This is a genomic window from Acidovorax sp. 94 (assembly GCF_003634645.1).
Lineage (GTDB): Bacteria > Pseudomonadota > Gammaproteobacteria > Burkholderiales > Burkholderiaceae_C > Acidovorax > Acidovorax facilis.
In genome coordinates this window covers 5,180,211-5,197,751 of record NZ_RBJA01000001.1, presented here as the reverse complement: position 1 = coordinate 5,197,751, position 17,541 = coordinate 5,180,211, and the positions used below count along the sequence as shown (strand labels likewise).

18 protein-coding genes are annotated in these 17,541 nt (G+C 65.4%); 4 read left to right on the top strand and 14 right to left on the bottom strand.

Going from position 1 to position 17,541, the window contains the following annotated elements:
* The first annotated feature begins 88 nt into the window (after positions 1-88).
* The 3 genes from C8C94_RS23935 to C8C94_RS23925 are packed head-to-tail and all read left to right on the top strand — an operon-like array spanning position 89 to position 2,829.
* On the top strand, positions 89-697 hold the full coding sequence (locus tag C8C94_RS23935) for a hypothetical protein (protein ID WP_055399085.1): 609 nt from the start codon (positions 89-91) through the stop codon (positions 695-697).
* Between the two features lie 23 nt (positions 698-720).
* Entirely contained in the window at positions 721-2,067 is a 1,347-nt protein-coding gene (locus tag C8C94_RS23930; protein WP_121422489.1) for a tetratricopeptide repeat protein, read from the top strand.
* 57 nt (positions 2,068-2,124) lie between these two features.
* Positions 2,125-2,829, top strand: coding sequence for an HNH endonuclease (locus C8C94_RS23925; protein ID WP_199731340.1), 705 nt, complete (start codon positions 2,125-2,127; stop codon positions 2,827-2,829).
* On the opposite strand, the gene C8C94_RS23920 is transcribed toward C8C94_RS23925, so the two are convergent.
* The 8 genes from C8C94_RS23920 to C8C94_RS23885 all read right to left on the bottom strand — a co-directional run bounded on the left by C8C94_RS23920 (position 2,826) and on the right by C8C94_RS23885 (position 9,301).
* Positions 2,826-3,497, bottom strand: a complete 672-nt coding sequence (locus C8C94_RS23920; RefSeq protein ID WP_121423057.1) for a histidine phosphatase family protein — start codon at positions 3,495-3,497, stop codon at positions 2,826-2,828. The two genes, C8C94_RS23925 and C8C94_RS23920, sit on opposite strands and share 4 nt — an antisense overlap.
* A gap of 107 nt (positions 3,498-3,604) precedes the next feature.
* Complete coding sequence (locus C8C94_RS23915; protein WP_121423056.1) at positions 3,605-3,823, bottom strand: hypothetical protein; 219 nt, start codon at positions 3,821-3,823, stop codon at positions 3,605-3,607.
* A gap of 86 nt (positions 3,824-3,909) precedes the next feature.
* A complete protein-coding gene (locus C8C94_RS23910; RefSeq protein WP_121422488.1) occupies positions 3,910-4,758 on the bottom strand; it encodes a DUF429 domain-containing protein in 849 nt (282 codons plus the stop codon).
* Positions 4,755-5,636: a DMT family transporter gene (locus tag C8C94_RS23905; protein ID WP_121422487.1), complete on the bottom strand. Its 882-nt coding sequence runs from the start codon at positions 5,634-5,636 to the stop codon at positions 4,755-4,757. Before C8C94_RS23905 ends, C8C94_RS23910 begins: the two co-directional genes overlap by 4 nt.
* 204 nt (positions 5,637-5,840) lie before the next feature.
* Complete coding sequence (locus C8C94_RS23900; protein ID WP_055399097.1) at positions 5,841-6,263, bottom strand: BLUF domain-containing protein; 423 nt, start codon at positions 6,261-6,263, stop codon at positions 5,841-5,843.
* A 2-nt stretch (positions 6,264-6,265) separates the two neighbouring features.
* The gene (gene folE / locus C8C94_RS23895; protein ID WP_055399357.1) at positions 6,266-6,994 is read right to left on the bottom strand and encodes a GTP cyclohydrolase I; all 729 of its coding nucleotides are present in this window, start codon (positions 6,992-6,994) and stop codon (positions 6,266-6,268) included.
* A 197-nt stretch (positions 6,995-7,191) separates the two neighbouring features.
* Positions 7,192-8,430: a cardiolipin synthase ClsB gene (gene clsB / locus C8C94_RS23890; protein WP_121422486.1), complete on the bottom strand. Its 1,239-nt coding sequence runs from the start codon at positions 8,428-8,430 to the stop codon at positions 7,192-7,194.
* 133 nt (positions 8,431-8,563) lie between these two features.
* On the bottom strand, positions 8,564-9,301 hold the full coding sequence (locus C8C94_RS23885; protein ID WP_055399101.1) for an endonuclease/exonuclease/phosphatase family protein: 738 nt from the start codon (positions 9,299-9,301) through the stop codon (positions 8,564-8,566).
* A gap of 176 nt (positions 9,302-9,477) precedes the next feature.
* Between C8C94_RS23885 and C8C94_RS23880 the strand changes: the two genes are divergently transcribed.
* On the top strand, positions 9,478-11,238 hold the full coding sequence (locus tag C8C94_RS23880) for a tetratricopeptide repeat protein (RefSeq protein WP_121422485.1): 1,761 nt from the start codon (positions 9,478-9,480) through the stop codon (positions 11,236-11,238).
* Positions 11,239-11,270: 32 nt separating this feature from the next.
* On the opposite strand, the gene C8C94_RS23875 is transcribed toward C8C94_RS23880, so the two are convergent.
* The 6 genes from C8C94_RS23875 to C8C94_RS23850 all read right to left on the bottom strand — a co-directional run bounded on the left by C8C94_RS23875 (position 11,271) and on the right by C8C94_RS23850 (position 17,479).
* Positions 11,271-12,116 (bottom strand): aldolase/citrate lyase family protein, encoded by an 846-nt coding sequence (locus C8C94_RS23875; protein ID WP_121422484.1) that lies wholly within the window; start codon positions 12,114-12,116, stop codon positions 11,271-11,273.
* 10 nt (positions 12,117-12,126) lie between these two features.
* The gene (gene hpaH, locus C8C94_RS23870) at positions 12,127-12,942 is read right to left on the bottom strand and encodes a 2-oxo-hept-4-ene-1,7-dioate hydratase (protein WP_121422483.1); all 816 of its coding nucleotides are present in this window, start codon (positions 12,940-12,942) and stop codon (positions 12,127-12,129) included.
* 147 nt (positions 12,943-13,089) lie between these two features.
* Positions 13,090-14,085: a Bug family tripartite tricarboxylate transporter substrate binding protein gene (locus tag C8C94_RS23865; RefSeq protein ID WP_121422482.1), complete on the bottom strand. Its 996-nt coding sequence runs from the start codon at positions 14,083-14,085 to the stop codon at positions 13,090-13,092.
* Positions 14,086-14,144: 59 nt separating this feature from the next.
* Positions 14,145-15,104, bottom strand: a complete 960-nt coding sequence (locus C8C94_RS23860) for a fumarylacetoacetate hydrolase family protein (RefSeq protein ID WP_121422481.1) — start codon at positions 15,102-15,104, stop codon at positions 14,145-14,147.
* On the bottom strand, positions 15,101-15,982 hold the full coding sequence (locus C8C94_RS23855) for an extradiol ring-cleavage dioxygenase (RefSeq protein WP_121423055.1): 882 nt from the start codon (positions 15,980-15,982) through the stop codon (positions 15,101-15,103). The genes C8C94_RS23860 and C8C94_RS23855 overlap by 4 nt, the downstream gene beginning before the upstream one ends.
* A gap of 33 nt (positions 15,983-16,015) precedes the next feature.
* Entirely contained in the window at positions 16,016-17,479 is a 1,464-nt protein-coding gene (locus tag C8C94_RS23850) for an aldehyde dehydrogenase family protein (protein ID WP_233573552.1), read from the bottom strand.
* Positions 17,480-17,541 lie beyond the last annotated feature (62 nt).

The window sequence follows — 17,541 nt, the reverse complement described above, 5'->3', positions numbered from 1 at the left end:
TTGTTGGTAACCTTGGGGGTTTGTTGGCAGACACCGGGCCACCCTGGGCCACCACTCTCCCACCCCCTGTACGAACGCACCACACCGCATGGACATCCTCATCCTGGCGATCCTGATTGCCACCGGCACCTACATGCTCAACGCCAAAGAGCAGCGCAAGCGCATTGCGCTGCTGGGCAGCCACCTGGCCAACTACCAGATCGAAAAGCTCATGGAGGCCCTGACCGACGGCTACCTGCGCGCCCTGGGCGAAAGCACGGACGAGCGCCGCCAGCAGATCTGGAGCCTGCTGAGCACCACCGAGGCGCAACTCACCGAGCAATTCAGCCGGTTCGCCGCCGACTTTGCCAAGGAGCCCGAGGCCACCACACGCGTCAGCCGCCTGGCAATGGCGATCCCCTTTGCCGAGAAGATATTGCCCAGCTTCACCTTCGACATGCGCAAGGCCCTGGCCATCCACGCGCGCGGCATTGCGCACGTGGTGCAGAACACCAGCCACCTTGCGCCCAAGGACCGTGCCTTCATGATGACGGCCGAACTGTTCCTCATGCAGCACACCTGCCACTGGTTCTGCAAATCCAAGACCATTGCCACCGCCCGCATGCTGGCGCGCCACCAGACGCCGCACGAGCAGCTCGTGGCCTCGGTGTCTGCCGACACCCGCAAAGCCTATCTGACGCTGATCAAGGGCGGCTGATCCACCACCCCTAACAATGCCCCATGCCATCCTCCACGCACACCCGCACGACCGATAGCCTGGGCAACCCCGTCACCTTGCAGGACACCGCCAGCGCGGCGGCCTTGAATGACTTTGTCGAAGGCTTCATCGCCTGCGAAGCCCGCGCGGTGAATGTGCTGAACGCAGTCGCAGACACCAGCCCCATCGTGCAGGCCAGTTGCGCGGCGCTGCACATGTTTGCCGAATCGGCCGACGCACCGCGCAACGCGCGCCCGTTCATCAACCAGGCGCTGGCCAACGCCCCACAAGCCAGTGACCGCGAGCAACGCTTTGTCGCCGCCGTGGCTGCCTGGGTGGATGGCAACCTGCCCCGTGCGATTGCGCTGCATGAGGAGCAGGCACGCCTGTTTCCACGCGACCTGGCATCGCTCAAGCTCGGTCAATACCATTTGTTCAACCGGGGGGACTCGCCCTGCATGCTGCGCCTGGCCCTGCAGGCTGTGCCTGCCGCCGCCGATGTGCCTTACCTGCACGGCATGCTGGCATTTGGCTGGGAGCAATGCCATTTGCTCGACCGCGCCGAGGCCTCCGCTCGCCGCGCCATCGACCTGTGCCGCAAAGAGCCCTGGGCCCACCACGCCCTGGCCCACGTGATGCTGACGCAGGGACGCATCCGCGAAGGTACCGACTTCATGGCCAGCATGAGCGACACCTGGACGGGCCTGAACTCCTTCATGGTCACGCACAACTGGTGGCACCAGGCGCTGTTTTTGCTGGAACAGGACCGGCACGCCGAAGTGCTGGCGCTGTATGACAGCCAAGTCTGGGGGGTGGTCAAGGAATACACGCAGGACCAGATCGGCGCCGTGTCCCTTCTGGCCCGGCTGGAGCTGGCGGGCGTAGACGTGGGCAACCGCTGGGCCGATGTGGCCGACCACCTGGCACTGCGCCTGGCCGACCACATGTTGCCCTTCCTGGACCTGCAATACCTCTACGGCCTGGCCCGCGCCGGGCGCATGGAGGCCGCGCGCACGCTGCACAACAACATCGCAGCCCACGCCGCCACCCGCACCGAGGCGCACGAGCGCACCGTGTGGCAACAGGTGTGTGTACCCGCAGCGCAGGGCTTGCTAGCGCATGCGCAGGGCGACTGGGCCACGGCGGTGGAGAAGCTGGGCGTGGCCCTACCCCGGCTGGTGGAGATTGGCGGCAGCCATGCGCAGCGGGATTTGTTTCACCAGATCTGGCTGGATGCACTGCAGCGCAATGGGCAGTGGGCGACGGTGCAGAACGTGTTGCAGCCGTTGGTTAATACGCAGCCGGAATCGAAGAGGTTGATGCGGCGGTTGGGAGTAGTGAATGGGGTGTTGGGGCTGCCTGCTGAGTGACCCTTAGCCCACTCTAGAAATGGCCGTTCATCTCCCTAATTCTTAAGTCGACTCGCGATGAACTTCAAAGAATGGATGTTGCAACGAGGTCTCTCCGCATCTACCGCAGAGAAGTACGCTGGCGCAGTTTCGGGGCCACTTTCCGAATGGGGACTTGCAGCTGGCCTGACCGAGGGACCTCTCTTAGCGATGGAATCGCCAGCTACCTATGCCGAAGTAACTTCGAAACTGACAACTCTGCCAATTTTTATCGAACGAAACGCGCGAGGGCACAACATGTACAGCAGCGCGCTCGCGAAGTTTGCTGGCTATCTTGAAGAAGGATTCAGCGGCGAAGTCGGGGCAGATATTGAGGGCGTGCTCAGCGATGTTTCAATCAATCCGACTGAGAAACTAGAACTTGTTAAAGCCCGGATAGGACAAGGCATATTTCGTCAAAAGCTACTTTTGCACTGGGAGTGCTGCGCAGTCACCGGGTACGCTGAAATAAGCATGCTGGTGGCTTCCCACATTAAGCCCTGGAGTGCCTCGTCAAATACGGAGCGGCTTGACCCCTTCAATGGCTTGCTACTCGTCCCCAACATTGATCGCGCGTTTGATAGAGGGTTTGTCAGCTTTGACGAGGCGGGCACACTTATCGTTTCGCCCCTGTTACCCCATGCGAGGGATCTTGGAATCACTGCAGGCTCTCGCATAGCGCTGCGTCAAGAGCATCAGCCCTTCATGGCGTATCACAGGGCGCACGTGTTCCGCTCAAACTAACGCACCACTAACTTCGTCTGGTCGTACACCGGCTGCTCCGGCAAATCTGCCAGGTGCCGCACATCGGCCCAGTCCAGCACCTCCACCGCTTCTCCGCTCACCCGCACGCGGTTGAGCCCCGCGTTGGGAATGTCGCTCTGGCGCGGGCCGTCCAGCCCGGTGCCACGCGCAGTGCGCCAGATCATGTCGAGCACGCCGCCATGGGTGACCACCATCACCGTCTGGCCGCTGTGCTGCTGCGCGATGCGGTAGACAGCGTCCATCACGCGGGTGTGGAACTGGCGGGTGGTTTCGCCGCCGGGCATGCCGTAGTCGGCTTCAAAGCGCAGCCACTGGTTCCATGCGTCGGCGTGTTCCTGCTTGACGTCGTCCACGCGCTTGCCGTCCACCACGCCAAAGTTTTGCTCGCGCAGGGCGCTGTCGGTGAGGGTGTCGATGCGGGCCTGGGGGAACAGCACCTGCAGGCTGGGCGTGGCGGTCTGCTGGGTGCGGATGAGGTCGCTGCAGATGAGGTGGTGCACCACGGGGCGCTCTGCAGCCAGACGCACTGCAAGGCGGCGGGCCTGTTCGTGGCCGGTGGCGTTGAGGGGCACATCCACGTGGCCCTGAAAACGCAGCTCGCGGTTCCAGTCGGTCTCGCCGTGGCGGATCAGGATCAATTCAGTCATGCGTGCCATTATCGAATGTACACACACGATTGCAAGGTTTTTGGCCGCTACCGCCCGTCCAGTATGCCTTAATAGCTATTATTTTTATAACAAAACAACGGCAGACACTACCGCATAGGCACGATGAGCACTTTGCGGCGCGGCTGGCAGCCGGGGCCTTCGTAGGCGGCGCTGTCGCGCTCCCAGCCAGGGCCGGGCGAGGTTTGCGCGCACACGCGCTGGCCATCGACCAGGCTGCGCCAGTAATACCAGGGCGCGGGGGCGGCCTGTACCAGCAGCGGGGCCAGCAGAGCCAGGACTAGCAAGCGGCGGGGGACTAAAGACATGGGCGCAAACAATGCATCTGGCAATGTCCCTCCATGCTACGCAGGCCGCGCCGCATCAATGCCAGGAAAAGCGGTGGAATGGCCGGTCACGGCTTTTCAGCCGTCACGATCCAGCCTTCGAGCGGGTCGAGCCCTGGGGGCAGGCCATAGAGCGCATCGCCCTCGGCATGGCGCTGCTCGGCCCAGGCGGCCTGCAGCAGGCACAGCACAGCGTCCAGGCTGTCGCCGCTGGCGTCCTGCACCAGCGCATCGCGCTGGGCGTGGCTGAGCTTGAGGCGCAGGCCCAGGCGGGTCTGACCCAGTTCCAATGCATTGATCAAGTCCTTGCGAGCAATGAGTCGGTCCGGCGTCTGCTTGGCGCGGTCGTCGCTTTTGTAGCTGCGCCGCTGCAGCACCTCACGCGCGAGCAGGCCGGGGTAGGCCTCCAGCGCCACGCGGCGGGGGTCACCTGCGTGCAGGCCGGGCAGGTGCACGCCCGCGTCCAGCAGCAGCGGCAGGCCCGCGTGCAGCATGTAGGCCACGGGCGGGTTCACCCATTTCATCGAGGGGCTGGAGCCTGCGGGCCCGTCGGTGGCGCGGTGGGCAAACTTGCCGCCCACGGGGCGGGCATCGCAGAACGCCGCAAACTGCGCGCGGATCTGCTCGCGGCTGAGGTTGCGGTAGTGCAGCATGCAGGCATGCCAGTCGGTGGGCCACCCCAGCGCCTGCACCAGCTCGCGCGGCAGGCCAAAGGGCAGGTCGAACCCGCCCACCCAGTCGCCGGGCTGGGCCAGCCATTGGCCGAACGCGGCCAGGGTGTCGAACGGCTGCAGCGTGGTGAGCGACACGCGCGCGCCCTGGCGCTGGCCCTGCGCAAGCACGATGGGTTTGCGCCGCGTGGGGCTGCTGGAGAAGTCGCAGCCCAGCAGCAGAGGTTGTGGTGCGGCGGCCGTCATCCCAAGGCCAGGGCCGTGACGCCTGCCGCAATGCACAGCGCGCCAAAAATGCGCGCCACGCGGTCACCCTCGCCCAGCAGATGCCCACCGATCAGCGCTGCAAACAGCATGGAGACCTCGCGCGCCGGGGCCACGTGCGACAGGGGCGCCTGCTGCATGGCGTACAGCACCAGCACATAGGCCACCGGGCTGACCACCGCCACGGCCAGCGCAAAACGCCACTGGGCCAGCCAGAGCGTTCGGGCCGTGGGCAGGTCGCGCAGCACCACCGGCGCCAGCAGGCCCACGCGCACAAAGTTGCCCATGTAATCCACCAGGATGGGCGACATCAGCAAAAACTTGACCGCATAGCCATCGACCACCGTGTAGCTGGCAATGAACGCGCCTGTGAGCAGGCCATACAACATGCCCTTGTGCACCCGAGCCCGCGCAGCGGGGTCGTGGGCGGCGCGCAGCAGGCCCGGGCCGCCCGCAATCAGAAACACGCCCCCGACCACACCCACGATGCCCAAAGCGCCCAGCGCGGAGATCTGCTCGCCCAGCAGCGTGATGGCCACCAGCGACGACAAGAGCGGCCCCGAGCCGCGCGCCAGCGGATAGACCACGGTGAGGTCCGCCACACGGTAGCCGCGCAGCAGGATGACGAAGTACGCCACATGCAGCAGCCCGCTGGCGGCGACAAAACCCCATTCCACCGCGCCCCACTGCGGCACCGCGTCGCGCCCCAGCCACCAGCCCAGCGGCGCCCAGACGACCATCATGATCACCGAGGTGAAGAACGCAAACCGCGAGTCACCCCCGGCCTTCTTGGCCACTATGTTCCAGCACGCGTGGATGAGGCCGGCGAGGATGATGAGGGCGAAGGCGGTGAAGGTCACGGGAAAAAAAGGAGCGGCTTGAATGCAAAAAGCCGCAGCACCTGTGGGCTGCGGCTGAAATGGCGAGTTCAGGGCAACGACGAAAAGTGGGGTGATTTGCGTAGCGAGCGGCCTCAGCCTGGGTTGAGGAACGCAGCCGCACTCCCGTGCGGCGAGTACCGCAGACCCGGGATCAGGCCGCGCAGTAGCAAAGCGCCCCGCTTTTCAGGCTCTTCCGATGATGGAGGCGGTGGCCATCAACTCTTCGAGCAGCGCAAACGACACCTTGCCCGACACCGCATACGGGTCCAGTTCGGGCTTCTCTGAATACTTGAGCAGGATCGAGTGGTTGATCTTGGACAGGTTGACCTGCCCCATGGTCCAGCCACCAAAGCGGCGCTCGGCAATTTCTTCGTAGTGCAGCAGTTCCACGTTCTTGTGGCGCGGGTCCTTCTGGATGTGGCCATACAGCTCGCTCACCGCAGAGCGCCCGCCCTCGATGGCTTGCAGGAACACACCGCCCCCATAGCACAGCACGCCGGTGATGCCGCTGCCTGGGTTGTGCTGGCGCGACTGCGTCAGGATGGCTTCGATGGCGGCGGGCGAGGTATCGACCGCGCGACTGGCGTAAAGCAGGCGTACCAGCATGGTCAGTTCTTTCCAGGAATGAGGGACAAAAATTCACGACGCAGAGCGCTGTCCTTGAGGAACACGCCGCGCATGACCGAGTTGATCATCCGGCTGTCGTTGTCCCGCACACCGCGCCAGGACATGCAGAAGTGGCTGGCTTCCATGACGATGGCCAGGCCGTCGGGCTGGGTCTTTTCCATGATCAGGTCGGCCAGTTGCACCACGGCTTCTTCCTGGATCTGGGGGCGGCCCATGATCCAGTCCACCAGGCGTGCGTATTTGCTCAGGCCGATCACGTTGGTGTGCTCGTTGGGCATCACGCCGATCCAGATCTTGCCGATGACGGGGCAGAAGTGGTGGCTGCAGGCGCTGCGCACGGTGAGCGGGCCCACGATCATCAGTTCGTTGAGGTGCTCGGCGTTGGGGAACTCGGTGATGGGCGGCTGCGCCACGTAGCGGCCCTTGAACACCTCGTTGAGGTACATCTTGGCCACGCGGCGCGCGGTGTTGTTGGTGTTGTGGTCGCCCTGGGTGTTGATCACCAGGCTGTCGAGCACGCCCTGCATCTTGACTTCGACCTCGTCGAGCAGCTTTTCAAGCTCGCCGGGTTCGATGAATTCGGCAATGTTGTCATTGGCATGAAAGCGCTTGCGGGCGGCGGCAAGGCGTTCGCGAATCTTCACGGAGACAGGCGTGCCTTCATCATCCGGCGGGGTGGGCGTCATATCGGCGGCGGGTTGGCTGGACATGGCCAGAATCGTAACAGCGAACGCTGGCGCATGGATTTCAAGGGTTTTAGGCATCCAGCGCTTGATAGACAAGCGCAAATAGCTATCAAAACAATAGCGCAATGCCTTGCAGGATTCCGTCGTTCATGCCACCTGCCCACGGCCCAGGCGCAGGCAAATGGCGCGTCCGGTGCGCGCAGCGCCCCATGGGGGCCTGCTCAATACCTGTTTCCGGTAACCCACAACGCCAGCCGCATGAGGCCAAAGGCAACGCGGTCGAGCACGCGCTGGCGCAGGGGGCGGCCTGCGTACCGGGCCGGGTCCATGCGCCGACCAGCATGCTGCATGGCATGCACCAGGCGCTGGCGCAGGTCGGTGGCAAAGGCGGCGTCTTCCACCACCACGTTGGCCTCGCGCGCCAGCAGCAGGCTCAGGGGGTCGAGGTTGGACGAGCCCACGGTAGCCCAGGGTTTGTCGCCCAGCGCGTCGATGACAGCCACCTTGGCGTGCAAAAAGCTGGGCGCGTATTCATGTATCTCCACCCCCGCCTCCAGCAGCGCGCCATACACCGGCCGCGCCGCGTGGTACTGCATGAAGTATTCATAACGCCCCTGCAGCAGCAGGCGCACGCGCACGCCCCGGCGCGCTGCCATCACCAGCGCACGGCGCAGCTTGCCGCCGGGCATGAAATACGCGTTGGCGATGATCACTTCGTGCCGCGCCGCGCCAATGGCCTTGCGGTAGGCCTTCTCGATGCGGCTGCGGTTGCGCACGTTGTCGCGCAGCACCAGCGCAGCCCGCATGGGCGGGCCTGACTCGGCGACCCGGGCCGCGTGCTGGGCGGCGCTGGCCGCGCGCAGGGCCTGCAAGGCCTCGGGCAGGCGGCGCTGGCGCGCGTCGCGCACGGCCTGCATGCGCCACCACAGCTGGTCCATGGTCTCGCTGGCCGACGCCACCAGGCTGCCCGTGGCCAGCACCGCAAAGTCGAAACGCGGCGCATCCAGCGTGCCGTAGTTGGGGTCGTGAAAATCATCCAGCACGTTGATGCCGCCGCAAAACAGCATGCGCCCATCGACCACACACAACTTGCGGTGCAGCCTGCGCCACCGGTGCGGCAGCAGCAACCCCAGCGGGCCGAGCGGCGAGTACACGCGGTATTGCACGCCGGCCGCCTGCAGGCGCTGCGCCCAGTCGTGCGGCAAGGCGCCGGTGCCCACACCGTCCACCACCAGCTGGGTGCGCACGCCGCGCGCGGCAGCCCGCATCAGCGCCTCGGCCACTGCAGCGCCTGCGCCAGTGAAGTCAAAGATGTAGGTCTCGAACTGGATGTCCGACAAGGCCGCATCCATGGCCTGGATCAAGGCAGGGAACAGCTCCTCGGCCCCCTGCAGCAGGCGCACCTGGTGGTCATCGGCAAACTCGAATCCGCGCACCGTGGCGGAAGACTTTCTTCTCATCTCTGCAGGCCGCCACCAACTCGCGGCGAAACTGGCGCGGCCAAGGCGCGGGACACCAAGCAAGGGCCGCCCCGCAGCGTGGGTGTCGTCCCCCTCAGGGGGAAGGCGCCGAAGGCGACACAGGGGGGGAGCATCACAGCCTGAACTCGGCAATCAGCGGTAAATGGTCGGACATGCGCCACCAGATGCGGCCCTTGGGCACGTGCAGGGACAGCGGCGTCAGGCCCCGCACATAGACATGGTCCAGTTGCGCCAGCGGCAGCCGAGCCGGGTAGGTGAAGGTGCGCGGTGCATCAAACTCGTACAGAAAATAGCCCGCGAGCATGCGCTTGATCTGCTGGCCCCAGTCGTTGAAGTCTCCGGCCACCACCAACGGGGCGCCACCGGGCACCTCGCGTTCGATAAAACGCTGCAAGCGTTCGATCTGGCGAATGCGGCTGCCAGGGATGAGCCCCAGGTGCACCACGATCACATGCACGCGGCGGCCATGGGCGTCCACCTCCACATGCAGCAGCCCCCGCTGCTCGAAGCGGTGGTCAGAGATGTCTTCGTGCTGGTGGCCGATCACGGGCCAGCGCGATAGCAGGGCATTCCCGTGCTCGCCGTGTTTGGTGATGGCGTTGGTGCGGTACACCGCCTCGTAGCCCTCGGGGGCCAGGAACTCGGCCTGGGGCAACTCGGGCCAGCGCTGGAAATACGCCTGTTCCCGCCGGTGAAGTTTGCGCACCTCCTGCAGGCAGACGATGTCGGCGTCGAGCTGCTCCACCGCCAGCCCCAGGTTGTGGATCTCCAGCCGGCGCGCCGGGCCGATGCCTTGTACGCCCTTGTGGATGTTGTAGGTGGCCACCCGCAGAATGTCGTCGTGTTCCATGAGCCTCATCGGAGTAGTTGAGCGCGCTTGCCAGTCCCCATGCCGGGCCTGCGATGGGGGATTGTGTCGCAAGCCGCGCACGCAGCGGGTTTGCCCGGCATTTGCGCCGTGCGGGTCGCCCTTACACTGGGGGCTTCCCCTATCCACGCCAGCAGCAGGGCCGGTACACACCACCGATGGCAACCGAGAAAGAACAATCCGCCCCACCCCAGGTGCTGGCCTTGATTGTTGACAGCAATGCCACATCACGCAGCATTCTGGTGGGGCAGCTGCGTGAGTACGGCGTGACCCGCATCGTGCAATGCAGCCGTGTGCAGGACGCACGCAACCGGCTGGAGCACACCGTGTTTGACTACGTGCTGTGCGAACAATACTTTGGCGAAAGCGGCTACTCGGGCCAGACCTTGCTGGACGATCTGCGGCGCGCACAGCTGCTGCCGTTTTCCACCGTGTTTTTCATGGTCACGGCCGAGGCGTCGTATGCCGCCGTGGCCGAGGCCGCCGAGTCGGCGCTGGACGGGTATCTGCTCAAGCCCTTCACCCCCAGCGCACTGTTCGAGCGTCTCAGCCTGGCGCGGCTGCGCAAGATCCATCTGCGACCCATTTTTGACGCCATCGAAGCCGAAGATTTTGAGCGTGCCGCCCAACTGTGTGTGGAGCGATTTGAGTCTCGCCAACCCTATTGGCTGTACGCCGCGCGCATTGGCTCCGAGTTGCTGCTGCGCCTGGGTCGCCACGACGAGGCCCGCACGCTGTTTGAAGCCGTTATTGCCGCGCGCGCCCTGCCCTGGGCCAAACTGGGCGTGGCACGTGCGCAGATCGAGTCGGGCCAGGCGGCGCGCGCCGTGACCACCTTGCAGGAGCTGATTGGCGAAGACGCCTCGTTTGCCGATGCCTACGACGTGCTGGGCCGGGCGCAGGTGGAGCTGGGCAATTTCTCGCAGGCCATCGAAACCTACCGCACGGCCAGCGGCCTGACGCCGGATTCGGTGGTGCGGCTGCAGAAGCTTGGGATGATGTCGTATTACATGGGCGACCGCGAAACCGCCACCAAGGTGCTGGCGCGGGCTGCCATCCTGGGCATCGACTCCAAGCTGTTTGACTTCCAGTCGCTGGTGCTGCTCACGTTCTCGTACTTTGCCGAGAACGACCGCAAGGGCATCGAACGCTGCATGGCCGACTTTGGCCGCATTCTGGAGCGCCACCAGGGCAGCGCCCGCGTGCAGCGTTTTGCCGAGGTGGCCCGCACGCTGCAGCTCATCCAGCAGCGGCAGTTCTCGCAAGCAGTGGAGTCGGTGCGCAGCATGGCACGCGAGATCACGGCCAGCAGCTTTGATTTCGAGGCCGCTTGCAACCTGGGCAGCCTGCTGGCGGTGCTGGCCGTCACGTCGATTGATCTGGCCGACGGCGAAGGCTGGGTGCGTGCGCTGGGCATGCGCTATGCCAACACGCGCGGCCTGACCGAGCTTCTGGCCAATGCCTGCAACCTGCACACGCCGTATGGCGACCTGGTGCGCGAATGCCTGGTCCACATCAACAAAACCGCCGAGGCCGCCATCGCGCAAAGCCTGCACGGAGACCCGACCGGTGCCGTCCATCATCTGCTGGCAGAGGCCGAGCGAACGCTCAACTCCAAGCTGGTGGACATGTCCCAGCAGGTGCTGCTGCGTCACCGGGCACGCATGGCCTCGCCCGAGCCATTGCAGGAGGCCATTGACACGCTGCGCGCCCGCGTGGGCTCCACCCCGGCACGGGCTATCCTGGGGCAGGACAGCGAGCGGCACCCAGGGGGCGTGGCCATCCGCTCGCGCAACGCCGCCGAGCCAGCTTCAGCGGCCCGGCCGCCGCTGGGCGACGATCCCAGGGCTCCTGCCAGCGCTGCCAGCGCTGCGCCAGACAATCCAGCGGACAAGCTTCGGCTGCGGCCACCAGGGTAGGCCCCCGGTCGCTGGCCCTGCGCCTGCCAGAATCAGTACACGGCCACCGATCGTGCATTGCGGGAGGGAGCCAGGCTCACCGGCCTGCCGTAGCGTGCCGCTAGGTCCCGCATGGCCGCCACCAGAACGCTGGTGTCCACCCCCACAGCGACGAAGACGGCGCCCAGCTCCAGATAGCGGCGTGCCAGCGTCTCGTCGGCCATCAGAATGCCCGGGGCCTTGCCGGCTCCCAGCACGCGGCGTATTCCGTCTTCGATCACGGCCTGGACATCGGGGTGCCCAGGGTTGCCTACGTGACCCATGCTGGCTGACAGATCCGCCGGGCCAAAGAAGACGCCATCCACCCCCGGCGTGGCGGCGATCGCATCCAGGTTCTGAATGGCCAGCGTGCTCTCGGCCTGCACCAGCAGACAGACCTGGGCATTGGCCTCCGTGAGGTAGCCCGGGTAGCGCATCCACTGCGAAGCACGCGCCAGGCCTGCACCCAGGCCACGGATGCCGCCTTGCCCGTCGTCTTGCGGGTAGCGCATGGCGCGCACCAGTTGCGCGGCCTGTTCGGGGGTATCCACCATGGGCACCAGCAGCGTCTGCGCACCAATGTCCAGGTACTGCTTGATCAACGCCGTGTCGCCCACGGGCACGCGCGCCACCGGGTGGGGCCCGGTGCCCAGCATGGCGCGCGCGCTGGCAACACCTTGCAGTTGCGCGAGCATGAGCGGCACATCGTTGGGGGCATGTTCGCCATCGAGCAGCAACCAGTCAAAACCGGCACCCGCCACCAGCTCCGCCGCATAGCCGTTGGCAAGGCCGAACCACAGGCCAATCTGCGGCCTGCGCGCGGCCAGCGCTGCCTTGAAGGTATTCACCGGAGTGTGCATGACCTGCCCCTCAGACAAAGCGAAAAGCGATATTGCCCAGCGGCCCGTAGTCCGCATGGAAGGTGTCGCCCGCTGCGGCGGCCACGGGGCGCGTGAAGGAGCCACCCAGCACCACCTCCCCCGCCGCCAGGCCTTCTCCATACGGGGCGAGCTTGTTGACCAACCACGCCACGCCCGTAGCCGGGTGGTTGAGCACGGCAGCCGCCAGCCCGGACTCTTCGATCACGCCGTTCTTGTAGAGCAGTGCGCCACACCAGCGCAGGTCCACCGCATCGGGGCGCACCGGGCGTCCGCCGGTGATGATGCCGGCGTTGGCGGCGTTGTCGGAGATGGTGTCGAACACCTTGCGCATCACACCCGTGTGGCGGTCGTGCTGTTCGATGCGCGCGTCGATGATCTCGATGGCAGGCACCACGTACTCGGTGGCGGCCAGCACGTCGAAGATGTTTAGCGGAGGGCGCCCAGGTTCTCCACGCAGCGGCTTGTTGAGCACGAAGGCCAGCTCCACCTCCACGCGCGGCAGGATAAAGCGCTGCAGGGGTATGTCGCCACCTTCGGCAAAAAACATGTCGTCCAGCAATGTGCCGAAGTCAGGTTCGGTGATCTGGCTGGCGACCTGCATGGCGCGCGAGGTCAGCCCGATCTTGTGGCCGCGCACCGTGCGCCCCTCGGCGATCTTCATCGCCACCCAGGCCCGCGAGATGGCATAGCCGTCCTGCACCGTAATACCGGGGTAGCGCCTGGAGAAATGCTCTACCTGCACGCGGGTCTTCTCGGCCTGGTGCAGTTCACGGGCCAGTTGCTGGATCACTGCGTCGTCAAACATCTGTTGTTCTCTCTTCAGGGTTGTGCACGGTGGCAACCGCACGAAGACCGGCGCGACCAAGGCCAGCGGCCGCCGCGCAAGGGCCGCCCCGCCGCGCTGGCGGCGTCCCCCTTGAGGGGGAAGGCGCGAAGCGACTCAGGGGTGTATTCAAGACTCAGCGGTGAAGCCAATGGCCTTCACGATGGGGCCCCACTTCTCGCCATCGGACTTGAGCAGCGCCGCCAGCTCGGCAGGCGTGGACGAACGGGCCTCCAGCCCCATGGCAGCCAGCCCGGCGATCACCTCCTTGTCGGCCAGCGCGGCACGAATGGCGGTGTGGGCCTTCTGCACCAGATCCGCAGGTGCCTTGCCCGGCAGGAAGAAACCAAACCACTCGCCGTAGACCATGTCCTTGAAGCCCTGCTCCACCAGCGTGCTCACACCGGGCACGAACTTGTTGCGTGTGGCACCCGAAGTGGCCAACAGACGCACCTTGCCGCCCGCTAGGTGGGGCAAGAACTCGCCCACAGGCGCCGACACAGCGGCGATCTGGCCGCCCATCAAATCCAGAATGGCAGGCTGCGATCCGCGAAAGCCCACGTGCCTCATGTCCACCTTGCCGGCGCGGGCGATGAGTTCACCCACGAAGTGAGGGACCGAGCCTGGCGCAGGAGAGCCAAAATTTGCGCCGTTCGAGTTGGCCTTGCACCACTCCAGGAACTCCGGCACGGTCTTCACCGACGCTGGCACCTGTGGCCCCACGGCAAACCCCATGTCGAACACCACGCCCAGCGAGACGGGAGTGACATCGACCGCCGGGTCGTAGGGCAGCTTTTTGTAGGTGTGGGGGTAGATGCCCAACATGGACATGGGGGTGACCAGGAGGGTGGCACCGTCTGCCGGAGCTGCCTTGAGGGTCGCAATGGCGATCTGCCCGCCTGCCCCGGTCTTGTTCTCCACCACAGCCGACTTGGCGTAGGCCGGTGCCAGCTGGGTGGCCACACGGCGGGCCAGGGTGTCTACCGTGCCGCCAGCGGCAAAACCGGCCAGTATCTTGACGGTGTCGATGGACTGCGCACGGCCCATCAGCGGCAAAGACCCAGCTGCGCCCGCCAGCGCAAATTGCAAAACACTGCGGCGCGAAGCGGAAAAGGAAGGTTTCATGGTTTGTCTCCAGGTTGTTGTGGCGTGATCACGGGGGAAGCAAAAGCAAAGGCGGAGCACTAGGGCGATGGGGTCCGTCCTCTTGCCGCCTGCCGGTAGTTGGCTTTCAAGGGGTCGGGCACCCGTTCGTCAAATCCAAAGGCGACGCGCCGCACTTCGGGGCTGTCGGTGGGCTGGTGCCCTACGCCCAGGGCAGACGCGCGCGGCGCCGGGATGACAACCACCGTGCCGGCCAGGCGCCCCAGGCCTGTGATCTCGCACTCCACCAGGTCGCCCGGGTCTACCGAGCGCGAATGGCACGGCGTCCCCATCAGGATCACGTCGCCCGGCACCAAGGTGATGTGGCGTGCGATATCGGCCACCACGTAGTGCGGGCCCCAGATGGTCTCGTCGCCGATGTGCGCCTCCTGCACCACCAGACCGTTGCGATAGGTGCGCAGCGTCTGTTCGAAAATGTTCACGCCGCGCACAATGCCGGGGCCGATGGGCAGCAGCGTGTCCGCGCCTTTGACACGCAGCATGCTGCCCTGGTCGGTGTCGCGGTAATTCTGCAGGCCCATGTCCAGGGCAGGGCAAAAGCCTTCGATGTAGTCCCAGGCTTCCTCGGGCAACACGTTGCGGCAGGTCTTGCCAATGACAACGGCGTATTCGCCTTCGTAGTTGAGGTACAGGCTGTCAGCGGGCTTGTGGATCTCGCAGCCATGGCCGTTGACTGAAGTGGGCGGCTTGGTGAAATAGGTAGGCGTCTCGGTCGGCCTGGGTTGGTTGCGCGTCTCGAAGCTGCGCGATCTGTACGAGATGTGCACGGCGATGATCTTGCTGGGCGACACCGGTGGCAGGTGCTGCACGGTCGCCAAGTCCACCACGCGACCATCGTCCAGGCGCAATTGCCCTTGTTGTGCGCCCTCTTCCACGATGCTGCCCCAGCAGGCACTGCCACCCACCAGAACGCGGCGGCGCTCCATGCGCGGTCCACGCATCACGGCGGGCAGTTCTTTGAGCGGGAATTCGAAATTCATGCCGCTACCTCTTGCATATCGAACCACATATGCACATTGCCGGTGCCGCGCGCGTTCTCGTAAGCGGACAGCGTCTCACCCCGCGCGCGGCAGTCCGCGCCCCCCATGGCACCCACCATCTGCAGGTAGTGGGCGCCAAAGGCCTCCCAGGGGAGCTTTCGGTATTCGTCTTGCCAACGGTCGAGCACAGTGCCGTGGCGGCCCTGCTGCAGCAGCTCGATCGCACCCTTGTCACTCGCGATGTTCTCTGGGCGCGAGACATTGCTCTCATGGAAGATACGCGGGTGGTTGGGCTTCCAGTCGATGGGGTTGAACTTGTGGCTGAGCGCCCCGGAGGCAAGCAGCGCCACACGCAGGTTGCTGCGGCGCACGGCCTCGCCAATGGCCTCTCCCGATTTCACGAAATGCGTCCAGTCGCAGTTCTGGCATGAACTCACGGTGACAACCGGCGTGTCGCTGTGCTCCAACCGCAGGTGCTTGACCAGGTTGATGGTGGCGTACTGTCGGCCCAGTTCGGGATGGTTGATGACGCGGTTGTAGCCCCCCAGTTCGCGCGAGACGGCCTCGATCTCCAGCGCCAATCCTGGATGGCCCCGGTAGTTGTAGGGCACGCCGTGCAGATACCAGGGCATCTCATCCGAGATGTAGTTGCCCTGATAGCGTGAGGCCCCATCCACCAGGTGGTAGCCCGTGGTGAACCAGTGTGAATCGAAGATGACGACCACGTCAGGCCGGGCTTCGGCGAGCTTGGCGCGCAGCCGGGCATAGCCGGGGATAAGGTCCGAGTCGGCCCCCGCGCCCTGCAGCACGCGAAACTCTTCGCATTGCATCAGGCCGGGATGGTGCGAGACGATGGCTGCGCCAACAATGCTTCCCATGGTGGTGTTCTCCTGCATGTGATTGGGGTGGGGTCAGCGGTGGCTGAAACTTGCGCGGAACGGCTTTTTGGGCAGCACCACATCCTTGACATCGCAGAAGAACTCGAAGCTCCAGTCCCCGCCCTCGCGGCCCACACCGCTGCGCTTGATGCCGCCAAACGGCGCAGCCAGATCGCGGATGCCAAAGCTGTTGACCCAGATGAAGCCGGTGCGCACCTGCTGCGCCACGGCGCTCGCATGCTCCACCTCGCCGTAGCAGACGCCACCCAGGCCGTAGTCCGTGCCGTTGGCCAGGGCGATAGCGTCTTCGTCGCTGTCAAAGACCTGCAGGGTGAGTACAGGTCCGAAGACCTCGTTCTGCACGATCTCGCTGTCCTGGCGCACCCCAGCCAGCAGCGTGGGCTGGTAATACTGCGCACCGAAGGAATGGTGCGCGCCACCCCAGAGCAGCGTGGCGCCATCGGCCACGGCGCGCTGCACAAAACCGTGCACGCGCTCGACCTGGCGCGGGTGGATGATGGGGCCGACCTCGGTGGCCTCCTCGCGCGGGTCGCCCACGGTGAGCTTTTCCACGTAGCCGCGCAGGGCGGCCACGAAGGCGTCGTGCACCTTGCGGTGCACCAGGAAGCGCGTGCCCGCCAGGCACACCTGGCCAGCGTTGCGGTACATCAGTGCGCCGGTGGCGGCGGCGTTGTCGATGTCGGCGTCTTCCAGCACGATGAAGGCCGACTTGCCTCCCAGCTCCAGGCTGCAGGGCACGAGGTTGGCGCCGGCGGACTGGGCAATCCACTTGGCCGTGGGCACCGAGCCGGTGAACGAGATGCGCGCCAGGCGCGGGTCGCTGACCAGGCGCGCGCCGGTGCTGGCGCCCGCGCCCTGCACGATGTTGAAAACCCCAGGCGGCAGGCCGGCGGCGTGCGCACAGTCGGCCAGCAGACTGCTGGTCAGCGGTGCCCATTCCGGCGGCTTGACGATGACGCAGTTGCCCGCGGCCAGGGCCGGTCCTAGCTTCCAGGTGGCCAACATCAGCGGCGCATTCCAGGGCGTGATGATGGCCACCACACCGGCCGGATCGTGGCGCACGAGGTGGGTGGCCTGATCCGTCTCGATGGGCCGGTCTTGCAGCGTGAGCGCATGCTCGGCGAACCAGCTGATGTTGAGCACGGCGCGCGGCACCACGCCATGCTTCATGCGCGAGAGCAGCACGCCAGCGTCGTTGGATTCGAGCGTGCAGAAGGCCTCGGCGCGTTTTCCAATCTCGGCGGCGAAACGATCCAGGTAGGGTTTGCGCTCCGCCGCCGTGAGCGCGCTCCAGGCAGGGAAGGCGCGCGCCGCCGCGGTGACAGCTGCGTCCACATGGGCAGGCGATCCTTCGCTGATGGAGCCCAGCAGCGCCTGGTCGATGGGCGAGTGCAGATCGAACCGCATCTCGGACGCAACGCGCTGGCCGTCGATGTAGTGGTGGGGCGACACCGCGATGCCGGCGACATTCAGCATGTCATTGCTCAAGGGAGTTCTCCAGTCAGACAACAGAGCCGGGCAACCTTGCCCGATCCGTC